The sequence below is a fragment of the Actinobacillus ureae ATCC 25976 genome, from assembly GCF_000188255.1.
GTDB lineage: Bacteria > Pseudomonadota > Gammaproteobacteria > Enterobacterales > Pasteurellaceae > Actinobacillus > Actinobacillus ureae.
The window spans coordinates 1351241-1361248 of the sequence record NZ_GL831080.1 but is presented as its reverse complement, the minus strand read 5'-3'; the positions used below and the strand labels follow the sequence as shown (position 1 = coordinate 1361248).

General features: G+C 39.1%; 11 protein-coding genes and 1 pseudogene. 7 read left to right on the top strand and 5 right to left on the bottom strand.

Going from position 1 to position 10008, the window contains the following annotated elements:
• Positions 1 to 88: 88 nt before the first annotated feature.
• Both ndk and metG read right to left on the bottom strand, forming a co-directional pair.
• Complete coding sequence (ndk, locus tag HMPREF0027_RS06380) at positions 89 to 505, bottom strand: nucleoside-diphosphate kinase (RefSeq protein ID WP_005623212.1); 417 nt, start codon at positions 503 to 505, stop codon at positions 89 to 91.
• Positions 506 to 559: 54 nt separating this feature from the next.
• Positions 560 to 2617, bottom strand: a complete 2058-nt coding sequence (gene metG / locus HMPREF0027_RS06375) for a methionine--tRNA ligase (RefSeq protein ID WP_005623211.1) — start codon at positions 2615 to 2617, stop codon at positions 560 to 562.
• A gap of 199 nt (positions 2618 to 2816) precedes the next feature.
• Between metG and HMPREF0027_RS12600 the strand changes: the two genes are divergently transcribed.
• The 5 genes from HMPREF0027_RS12600 to HMPREF0027_RS06355 all read left to right on the top strand — a co-directional run bounded on the left by HMPREF0027_RS12600 (position 2817) and on the right by HMPREF0027_RS06355 (position 6723).
• Complete coding sequence (locus tag HMPREF0027_RS12600) at positions 2817 to 3083, top strand: hypothetical protein (RefSeq protein WP_005623209.1); 267 nt, start codon at positions 2817 to 2819, stop codon at positions 3081 to 3083.
• 9 nt (positions 3084 to 3092) lie between these two features.
• Positions 3093 to 3581 (top strand): hypothetical protein, encoded by a 489-nt coding sequence (locus HMPREF0027_RS12595; RefSeq protein WP_005623208.1) that lies wholly within the window; start codon positions 3093 to 3095, stop codon positions 3579 to 3581.
• 154 nt (positions 3582 to 3735) lie between these two features.
• Positions 3736 to 4713: an o-succinylbenzoate synthase gene (gene menC / locus HMPREF0027_RS06365; protein ID WP_005623207.1), complete on the top strand. Its 978-nt coding sequence runs from the start codon at positions 3736 to 3738 to the stop codon at positions 4711 to 4713.
• Positions 4714 to 4834: 121 nt separating this feature from the next.
• Complete coding sequence (rsuA, locus tag HMPREF0027_RS06360; RefSeq protein WP_005623206.1) at positions 4835 to 5527, top strand: 16S rRNA pseudouridine(516) synthase RsuA; 693 nt, start codon at positions 4835 to 4837, stop codon at positions 5525 to 5527.
• The gene (locus tag HMPREF0027_RS06355) at positions 5527 to 6723 is read left to right on the top strand and encodes a Bcr/CflA family multidrug efflux MFS transporter (RefSeq protein WP_005623205.1); all 1197 of its coding nucleotides are present in this window, start codon (positions 5527 to 5529) and stop codon (positions 6721 to 6723) included. The genes rsuA and HMPREF0027_RS06355 overlap by 1 nt, the downstream gene beginning before the upstream one ends.
• Positions 6724 to 6770: 47 nt before the next feature.
• Here the strand turns inward: HMPREF0027_RS06355 and HMPREF0027_RS06350 are convergent, their stop codons facing one another.
• Positions 6771 to 7157, bottom strand: coding sequence for a hypothetical protein (locus tag HMPREF0027_RS06350; RefSeq protein ID WP_005623204.1), 387 nt, complete (start codon positions 7155 to 7157; stop codon positions 6771 to 6773).
• Between the two features lie 74 nt (positions 7158 to 7231).
• Positions 7232 to 7810: a TorD/DmsD family molecular chaperone gene (locus tag HMPREF0027_RS06345; protein WP_005623201.1), complete on the bottom strand. Its 579-nt coding sequence runs from the start codon at positions 7808 to 7810 to the stop codon at positions 7232 to 7234.
• Positions 7811 to 7867: 57 nt separating this feature from the next.
• On the opposite strand from HMPREF0027_RS06345, the gene nfo reads away from it, so the two are divergent.
• Together nfo and HMPREF0027_RS06335 are read left to right on the top strand one after the other, a co-directional pair.
• Positions 7868 to 8710, top strand: a complete 843-nt coding sequence (gene nfo, locus HMPREF0027_RS06340; RefSeq protein ID WP_005623199.1) for a deoxyribonuclease IV — start codon at positions 7868 to 7870, stop codon at positions 8708 to 8710.
• Between the two features lie 121 nt (positions 8711 to 8831).
• A complete protein-coding gene (locus HMPREF0027_RS06335) occupies positions 8832 to 9419 on the top strand; it encodes an NlpC/P60 family protein (RefSeq protein WP_044024453.1) in 588 nt (195 codons plus the stop codon).
• A gap of 39 nt (positions 9420 to 9458) precedes the next feature.
• Here HMPREF0027_RS06335 and HMPREF0027_RS06330 read toward each other — a convergent pair.
• A pseudogene (locus HMPREF0027_RS06330) lies at positions 9459 to 9916 on the bottom strand (LexA family protein).
• Positions 9917 to 10008 lie beyond the last annotated feature (92 nt).

The following is a 10008-nucleotide window of genomic DNA, read 5'->3' as shown; positions in this document are numbered from 1 at the left end:
CTATCCCCAAAATTTTGCGGAAATTCGACCGCTTGTAGAGCTAAAAAAGCCGTTTGTTTAAAACAAACGGCTTTCTTTTTAGTCTTGCTTAAATAATTTCATTTGGTGTGAAGAAGTAGGCGATTTCACGTTTTGCAGATTCTTCAGAATCCGAACCGTGAACCGAGTTTTCACGACCGCTGATAGCGTAGAGCGATCGAATTGTGCTGGCTTTACGTTGCTCCGGATTCGTTGCGCCCATTAATTCACGGTAGTGAGCGATAGCGTCTTCACCTTCAAGTACCACCGCAACAATCGGTGCAGAAATCATAAATTCCACTAACGGCGCAAAGAATTCTTTACCTTGATGTTCGGCATAGAAGCCTTCTGCTTGTTCTTGGGTTAGTTGTACTTTTTTGAGCGCTTTAACGGTTAAGCCCGCTTCTTCTAAATAGCTAAGAATTTTACCGATTAGATTGCGTTTTGTTGCATCGGGTTTAATTAAACAAAGCGTTTGTTGGATCATCGTTTCTCCTTAATTCGCAAAAAAAGCGGTGAATCTCACCGCTTGTTATTGCTTTTATTTTACTTGCATACCCGGGCGGATACCTTCATCAGCTGAAAGTAAGAATAAATCTGCACCACCTGTGCCAGCCGATAAGATCATACCTTCCGATACGCCGAATTTCATTTTACGTGGTGCAAGGTTTGCTACCATAATCACGAAACGACCGACTAATTCTTCCGGATTGTTATATGCTGCTTTGATTCCTGATAATACTTGACGTTGGTGATCGCCTAAATCTAATTGGAATTTTAATAATTTGTTTGATTCTGGTACGGCTTCACAGCTAATCACTTTTGCCACACGTAAATCTAATTTCGCGAAATCATCGATCGTGATTTCCGCTGCGATAGGCTCAACAGCCGTATTTTCAGTATTTTCCACTTTTTGTTTTCCTTTTTTATCTTCTGCTTTATTTTGCTCTGCAAACAGTGCTTTGGTTTCTTCAATCACCGCATCAATTTGTTTTTTCTCAAGACGAGAGAACAATGATTTAAACGGTGCAACGTTTTTACCTAATAATGGTTGGTGAATATTATCCCACGTTAATTCAGCTTGTAAGAAAGCTTCGGCACGTTCCGCTAACTGTGGTAATACAGGTTTTAAGTAACTCATTAGCACACGGAATAATTCAATACCCATTGAACAAACCGCTTGTAATTCCGCTTCACGCCCTTCTTGTTTTGCAATCACCCAAGGCGCTTTATCATCGACATATTTATTCGCTTTATCACAAAGATCCATAATTAAACGAATTGCTTTGTTAAATTCACGATTTTCGTAATGTGTTGCGATCTGCTCTGATTGTGCAATAAATTCGGCGAAAAGTGCTTCGTCTTCTAATTTTTCAGCCAATTTACCTTCAAAACGTTTGGCAATAAAACTTGCATTACGTGAAGCAAGGTTCACCAATTTATTAACTATATCGCTGTTTACACGTTGGACGAAATCTTCAAGGCTTAAATCCAAGTCCTCAATACGTTCGTTCAATTTTGCCGCATAGTAATAACGTAAACATTCCGGATCGATATGTTTTAAATAAGTACTTGCTTGAATAAAGGTACCGCGTGATTTTGACATTTTCACACCATCAACTGTAACGTAGCCGTGCGCAAATACATTGGTTGGCTTACGTAATTCACAACCGTCTAACATTGCCGGCCAGAAAAGGCTGTGGAAGTAAACGATATCTTTACCAATAAAGTGATAAAGCTCGGTTTCTGAATCTTTTTTCCAGAATTCGTCAAAGTTTAAGCCGCTGCGATCACATAAATTTTTGAATGACGCCATATAGCCGATAGGTGCATCAAGCCATACGTAGAAGAATTTATTTTCCGCATCCGGAATTGGGAAACCGAAGTAAGGTGCGTCACGACTGATGTCCCATTGTTGTAAACCGCTTTCAAACCATTCTTGCATTTTGTTGGCAATTTCTGATTGCAGTGAACCTGAACGTGTCCACTCTTTCAACATACCTTCAAAGCTTGGTAAATCGAAGAAAAAGTGTTTGGATTCTTTTACGATTGGTGTTGCACCGGAAACCGCAGAACGAGGATTAATTAAATCCATCGGGCTATACGTTGACGCGCACACTTCACAGTTATCACCGTATTGATCTTCCGCTTTACATTTCGGGCAAGTACCTTTTACAAAACGATCCGGAAGAAACATTTGTTTTTCAGGGTCAAATAACTGAGAAATCACACGACTTTTGATAAAACCGTTAGCACGTAATTTTTTATACATTTCCGTAGTAAGTTCACGGTTTTCTTCACTGTGAGTTGAATGATAGTTATCAAAACTGATATTGAAGCCCTTGAAATCCGCTACGTGATCAGTTTTTGCTTTTTCAATTAATTGTTCCGGAGTAATGCCTTGTTTTGCCGCATTAAGCATAATCGGCGTACCATGCGCATCATCCGCACAGACAAAGTGGATCTCGTTACCACGCATACGCTGGAAGCGTACCCAAATATCCGCTTGGATATGTTCAAGCATATGCCCTAAATGGATTGCACCGTTGGCATAGGGTAAGGCACAGGTAACCAGCATTTTTCGTTTTTGGTTTGACATGAGTGATCTCTCTGAATTTGTTACAAAATTATGTAAATTGTAGCGGAAAAAGGGCTTTTTTTCTAGAGCGTATCTGAAATGAACCACTTATTCGCTTACTTTACGTAAAACTTAGCGGAATTCTTTTTGTAAAGAATGTAGTTATTTTGTAAAACGCTTATAAAATGATTCTATAACAAAAATTATAGAAGGAGGGCAAATGTTTTATTTAAAAAAACATTATTATGATGGAGTCGATAAACAAGGAAACGCATTTATTATTTATTTTGCAGAGTTGATGTTATGGGGAATTAAAATTCCTTATTCTTCTATTCTATTTAATAGTAAAAACGGTCAACAATTTGAAAAAAGTAGTTTATTTAGGTTAAAACAGATAGATCGTTCCATTACACATTCCCGTTTAAATTTTTCAGCTTATTGGATTCCGCATTTGTCCGAAGTTAAATCGACTTTAGTTTATAACTAGACCCAGTATGTGAATTGGCATTGCCATACGCCGAAAGGACATTTTCATGTAAGCTTTCAAGATAAAGAGTACCAAGGATTGTGCTATGCTGAAATGCTTGAAATGAATTTTGCGCCTTGGGAACTCGCAGTTTCGGAACTATATTGGGGGCGGTTCTTATCAGAAAATCATACGATTATTTGGAAAGAGTGGAGAGGAAAGCAATCTTTTAAACAGCTTATTTGGAATGGAAAACAATATAGTGATTTTGAAATTCAAAAAGAAGGCATTTTGTTGCAGTCGGAAAATATGTTTTTACGCTTCCAAATGTCCACAATACTAAAGAATGAACCGATCGGAAATATGGTTGCAAAAATACCGTTGTTAAGATATTTCCTGCCTAAGCGTTTTTTACGCACAAGAATAATAAAATGGAAAAGAGAAACTAAACTACTGATAAATCAAAATGTACAAGAAGCAGGCTATGCTTTATATCAAAAAGTATTATGGCGAAAATAAAGAAATAATATTAAAATTTCGTCAATTGATTATTTCTATAGCATATCGTACAAAATTTCTAAATAATTGCTGAAAATTTTCTTCTTTTTGCTGAGAATCAGATGACAAATAGCGGTAAAATAAGCCGAAAATTTTGCAATTTTAAGGATTTATTATGCGTAAGGCACAATTGTATCGTTACCAAATTCCGGTGGAAACCGGTGTTATTTTACGTCATCGTCGGTTAAAACAGCGTGAAGGTTTAATTGTTAAATTAACTGAAGAGAACCAAGTCGGTTGGGGTGAAATCGCCCCGCTACCTGAATTTAGCCAAGAAGATCTTTCGCTTGCTCAGCAACAAACAGAACAATGGCTTGCGAAATGGCTCGCCGGGCAACAAGATAATTTAGACAGTTATGTGCCTTCCGTGGCATTCGGTTTAAGTTGTGCATTAGCGGAATTAAACGGAGAACTAACAGAGCAAGGAAATTATCGTGCAGCAGTGCTTTGCTATGGTGATCCAGATGAGCTATATGCTGAGCTAAACGCATTAGAAGGTGAAAAAATCGGCAAAATGAAAGTCGGGCTGTATGAGGCTAATCGTGACGGTTTAATTGCCAATATGTTGCTTAAAGCTTTACCCGATTTACAATTACGTTTAGATGCGAATCGAGGCTGGACGCTTGAGAAAGCGGTTAAATTTGCCGAAAAAATTGCAAATGAAAACAAAAGTCGTATTCAATTTATTGAAGAACCGTGCAAAACGCCGGAACTTTCCCGCCAATTTGCTCAAGTCTCCGGCATTGAGATTGCTTGGGATGAAACTGTACGAGAGCCGAATTTCGTAGTAAAAAACGAACCGAATGTGACCGCTATTGTGATTAAACCGACCTTAGTTGGCTCGTTACAAAAGTGTATTCGTTTAATTGAGCAAGCTCATCAACAAGGACTAAGTGCAGTGATTAGTTCTAGCATTGAGTCGAGTTTAGGCCTAACTCAGCTTGCCCGTTTAGCACAACAATATACACCTGAAACAACACCGGGTTTAGATACGTTAGATCTGATGCAATATCAGCTAATCAGACCTTGGAAACATTCAATCTTGCCAATTTCTGACTTAGATAGTCCGTTTGTGCAAGAAATTATGCTATAATCCCCACTCTATAAGCGGTCAAAAACAGAGAAAAATTTGCAAAAAATGAAGCATTTCTGACCGCTTCCTACTTTTTATTCAATAAAAATTGAATCTCTCCTTTAATATTCAAGAGAAAATTATGCGTTTAGATAAATTTATTGCCGAAAATACGGGGTTAACTCGTTCTCAAGCAGGAAAAGCATTAAAAAGCGGTTTAGTGACGGTGAATGGCAAAATCGAAAAAAGTGGTTCAGCAAAAATTAGTGAAACAGATGAAATTTGTTATGAAGGCGAATGTTTAGAATGGGTTGATGAAGGTCAGTATTTTATGCTGTATAAGCCGCAGGGCTATGTGTGTTCGCATGATGACGGTGAATATCCGACAGTCTTCCAATTTTTTGACTATCCACTGATGACTAAATTGCATACCGCTGGGCGTTTAGATGTGGACACAACCGGTTTGGTTTTATTGACGGATGACGGTAAATGGTCGCACCGTATTACTTCGCCGAAACACCATTGTGAAAAGACCTATTTGGTGACGCTTGCCGATCCGGTGGAAGATTTTTATGTAGAAAAACTTGCGGAAGGTATTTTATTACGTGGTGAACGTGAGCCTTGTTTACCGGCACAAATGGAAATTATTGATGATTACAATGTGAATTTAACTATCAGCGAAGGGCGTTATCATCAAGTAAAACGTATGTTTGCCGCTTTAGGTAATAAAGTAGAGGCGTTACATCGCTGGCGTATCGGTGATGTGGTGTTAGATGAAAGCCTTGAAGAAGGTGAATATCGTCTGCTTACCGAGCAAGAAATAGGGGGCTTTTGATGGCACCCCAAAGACCGCATCCGTGCTTTTTTATTATTTTAGGAATGATGGCAATGCTGCCACCGCTTGCGATCGATATGTATCTGCCTTCATTCCTTGATATTGCACGAGATCTACAGGTTTCGCAGGAAAAAGTACAAACTACATTAGCGGTATTTACTTTCGGCTTTGCTGTTGGGCAGCTATTTTGGGGGCCGATGGCGGATAGTTTTGGGCGCAAACCGATTATTTTATTTGGTCTTTCCGGTTCGGCGATTGCCGCTTATTTCCTTACAGCGGTGATGACAATCGAGAACTTTTATCTACTACGATTAATTCAAGGACTTTGTGCAGCAGCTCCAGCCGTAGTACTGGGTGCTTTAGTTCGAGATTTGTTTGATCGTAATCGTTTCGCCCAAATGATGTCGGTGATTATGATCATTTCAATGCTTGCCCCGCTATTAGCGCCGATCTTGGGTGGATATATCACAAAATATTTTCACTGGCATTCGATTTTCTATACCTTAGTATTTATGGGCGTCAGTTGTGTGTTCTTGATCAGCTGGAAAATTCCTGAAACATTAGTACAAGAAAAACTCCAACCGCTACGTTTTGGTATTGTGTTTAAAAATTTCTGGAAATTGTTATCGGATAAAAGCGTATTAGGTTATGTGTTAGTTGGGGGATTGACCTTTGCCGGTTTATTCTGCTTTTTAACCTCAGGCTCATTGGTCTATATCGGGATTTACGGTGTATCGCAAGAATATTTCGGCTATTTCTTCGGTTTAAATATGATTGTGATGGTCGCAATGACTGCACTAAATGGGCGCATTGTAGTTAAAGTCGGTTCGGAGAAAATGTTGAGAATTGGCTTACTTGTCCAGTTATTAGCTGGTATTTGGCTTGTGTGTGTCGCTGTCTTCCAATTAGGCTTTTGGGCGATGGCATTAGGTATTCCGTCTTATGTGGGTATGCTTTCGACCATCGGTAGTAATGCAACGGCAGCGATTTTAGATCGTTATCCGCAAATGGCGGGGACAGCAAACGGTTTAGCCGGAACAGCACGTTTTGGTATTGCTTCGGTAGTTGGTGCAATGTTATCGCATATTACGCTAACAAGTGAGCGCCCGATACTATATACAATGGCTATTTGTACCTTGGCGGCCTCTGTCATTTACTACTTATTATGCTGTAATCGTGCTGAACAAGCGGTCTAATGTGGCTTAAATTTTACAAAAACGGACACTGTAAAGTGTCCGTTTTTTTACCAACAAGCGTAACAATAATGCCAAGGGCGGAAACGAGTACGCTCAAAATCATAGTAACGTTGTATTTCCTCTAATTCCGCTTGGTGTTTATAGTTATCCCACGCGAGTTTATAGCAAGATTGGAACAGCGGATCATTGGCTTTTTTCTGGTAGCGCTTGGCAAAAGCGGCTTTTTCTTTTTCGGTCTGAGCCACCGGCGGATCATATAATTGCGCCATTAATTCGGCAGTTTCTACATCACACTGCTTAGCTAATGCTACCGATAAGGCATGATGTGCCTTAAGTTGTTGGGCCTGTCTGGTTGCTTGTTGCTGTGGCGTTAAAGCACAAGCAGAAAGCAATAATGAGAACAAGACAGGCGTTATCTGAATACACTTTTTCATATTAGCCTCCAAATGATTATGCTAAAAATTAAGCACTTAGAGTTTATCACTCAAAGAGCTTTTAGTCATACAAATTATTCGCTTTCTTGTTCGGATAATTCTTCTAATTCGTCAGCCATTGCACTGAGTGCATCACGACAAAGTTGAGCAAGCGCTTTATAGAAACCGCTATCATGCGCTTCAATTTGTCCTAAGAACTTAGCAGCACACGGCAATAAAAACTGCTCAAAAAAGGCTTGTTGTGCGGCACTTGAATCTAAATTATCTTCAATCCAAGAGGCGGTAAGTAATAAAAGTGCAACGTGATCAGGTTTGTCTAATTCCGGCATTGCGCGTGTTTGGCGGAAATTGATAAAGTCTTCAACCGCAATTTTATAGGCAGAAATTGTTGTAGCAATAGCTCCTTCCTCGCCAAAAAGTGCTTGATAGCTTGCTTGTAATTGAGTAGGGTTAGCATTTTTTTCTAACGTTGTTAAAGCTAATTCGCTTTGAGCATCGGTTGAAAGTGCCCATTGCGCCCATTGCTGGCGTAAACCGCCTTGTGCAAGCCAAGCAAAGGTGCCGGCAAGAATCGGATCAGTTGGGGAACGGTAGAATAAGTTGCCGAATAAACGGCACAATAGTGAAAAATCGTTAATGGTTGTTTCGCTCATAAGTAATGATTTATAAAGGTTAAGAAGTTAGCCATTTTACACGAATAGGATAAGAAGATGAAATATATTGGTGCGCACGTGAGTGCTTCGGGTGGTGTCGAGAATGCTGTGTTAAGAGCGGTTGAAATTGGCGCAAATGCTTTTGCTTTATTTACTAAAAACCAACGTCAATGGAAAGCGCCAGCTCTAAAAGCGGATACGATTGAGAAATTTAAACGCTTTTGTAAGGCGTATCAGTTCTCACCGGATCATATTTTACCGCATGACAGTTATTTAATTAATTTAGGCAATCCGGAAGCGGAAAATTTAGCAAAATCACGAGAAGCTTTTATTGATGAAATGGAACGGGCAAATCAGTTAGGATTAAAGCTACTGAATTTCCACCCCGGTGCACATTTAAATAAAATTTCGGAAAGTGAATGTTTAGCACGCATTGCCGAGTCGATTAATATTGCGGTAGAAAAAGTACCGAATGTGGTTGCGGTAATTGAAAATACAGCTGGTCAGGGTTCTAACCTTGGCTATCGTTTTGAACATTTAGCTGAAATTATTGACCAAGTGGAAGATAAAAGCCGAGTTGGTGTCTGTTTAGATACCTGTCACTTGTTCTCAGCCGGTTATGATATCAGCTCGTTACAAGCCTGTGAGCGGACATTTACCGAATTTGAACGGATTGTTGGCTTTCAATATTTACGGGGAATGCACTTAAATGGCTCAAAAACGCCATTGGGTAGTCGAGTAGACCGTCATCACACATTGAGAGAAGGCACAATCGGCACAGATTTTTGCAAATTTATCATGCAAGATGACCGTTTTGATGATATTCCGCTTATTTTAGAAACAATTCAGCCTGAAATTTGGGCAGATGAGATAAAATTTTTGCGAACATTGGCAAAATAATCGACTATACTGGCTTAGCTTATAACTTAAGGCTTATCAGTGGATAAGCCTTTTTAATGTGAAACGTTATTTTTAGATATAGGAATCAACCGCTGTAGTTGTTCTGGCGAGACAAATTATGATTAAACAACATTCTACTTTTACTAGGCTTAAGCCGTTATTCACCACTATATTGTTTGCAACGATTGCAAACTATTCATCAATGGCTTCTGCGAGTTTAAGTAGTACCCCTGCCACTCCAAACCAAATCAAAATTGTTGCTAAAGCAGCAACCGCTGATCAAATTAAAGCACAACTTGCTTATAAAGCTTCCGCAAAAGCAAAATCTGCAACAGATAATTCATCAGTAAATTCAGCTACTCAAAAAGTAAATAAGATTTATCGTAAGTGGGCCGGTACTCGTTATCGTTTAGGTGGAGAAGGGCATAATGGCATTGACTGTTCCGCTTTTGTACAGAAAACAATGCTTGGTGCATTTAATATTGATTTGCCTCGTTCAACCGCAGAGCAACGTTATTCAGGTCGTTCAATTTCAAAATCAGAATTACGCCCGAGCGATTTAGTGTTCTTTCGCCGCAATAATCACGTAGGGGTATATATTGGTGGCGGTAAATTTGTTCATGCCAGCACAAGCCAAGGCATCACAACAAGTTCACTTTCAGAGCGTTATTGGGCTAGAAACTATACGCAATCTCGCCGAGTAATGTAATACAAAGGTCGCTAGGCTATAAGTTAGCGATCTTTTTATTTATGCGGCATATTTTCTCTCGCTAACTTGTGCAAAACGGTGGCGCATTTGGTGTACCACATTGGTGATTATGTCGGCAACTTTCACTTCTTGCCAGTTTTGAATACGTAAATTCAGTTCGCTAACATCTAGTGAAAAAAGAATAATTTCGTTTATATCTTCATTATTTTCAATTTCTTTAAAGAACTGGTAAAACTTATATTCGCCATTTTTCTCAATTACAAGCAGATCGTTTACTAAATATTGAGCCGATTGCTCAACGATCAGTAAATCATCCAGTTCGATTCCCCAAGCGATTATAGGTTAGGATTTTTAACCTGTATAAAAAAGGTTTCAGTTGGGCGTTTAATGCAAAGTGAATTAAGATCCAATTTAATTGAACGCTCGCTATTCATATCACGGTACATTGGTAGCGGTTGATATGGTAATTCACGTGTAAGCGGTCGAATTGAAGCCATTTTTATATCCTCTATCTAAACTGTATGTTTATACAGGTTATTTCACTGATTAAAAAAACAGTGTCAATCTTGTTTTGAAATTTTTGGGATAG

What these genes read in the sequence shown, in the direction of transcription:
- rsuA (WP_005623206.1), top strand. Translation starts at nt 4,835, where the DNA reads ATGCGTTTAGATAAATTTATTGCCGAAAATACGGGGTTAACTCGTTCT.
- HMPREF0027_RS06355 (WP_005623205.1), top strand. Translation starts at nt 5,527, where the DNA reads ATGGCACCCCAAAGACCGCATCCGTGCTTTTTTATTATTTTAGGAATG.
- HMPREF0027_RS06345 (WP_005623201.1), bottom strand. Translation starts at nt 7,810, where the DNA reads ATGAGCGAAACAACCATTAACGATTTTTCACTATTGTGCCGTTTATTC.
- ndk (WP_005623212.1), bottom strand. Translation starts at nt 505, where the DNA reads ATGATCCAACAAACGCTTTGTTTAATTAAACCCGATGCAACAAAACGC.
- metG (WP_005623211.1), bottom strand. Translation starts at nt 2,617, where the DNA reads ATGTCAAACCAAAAACGAAAAATGCTGGTTACCTGTGCCTTACCCTAT.
- HMPREF0027_RS06350 (WP_005623204.1), bottom strand. Translation starts at nt 7,157, where the DNA reads ATGAAAAAGTGTATTCAGATAACGCCTGTCTTGTTCTCATTATTGCTT.
- HMPREF0027_RS12600 (WP_005623209.1), top strand. Translation starts at nt 2,817, where the DNA reads ATGTTTTATTTAAAAAAACATTATTATGATGGAGTCGATAAACAAGGA.
- menC (WP_005623207.1), top strand. Translation starts at nt 3,736, where the DNA reads ATGCGTAAGGCACAATTGTATCGTTACCAAATTCCGGTGGAAACCGGT.
- nfo (WP_005623199.1), top strand. Translation starts at nt 7,868, where the DNA reads ATGAAATATATTGGTGCGCACGTGAGTGCTTCGGGTGGTGTCGAGAAT.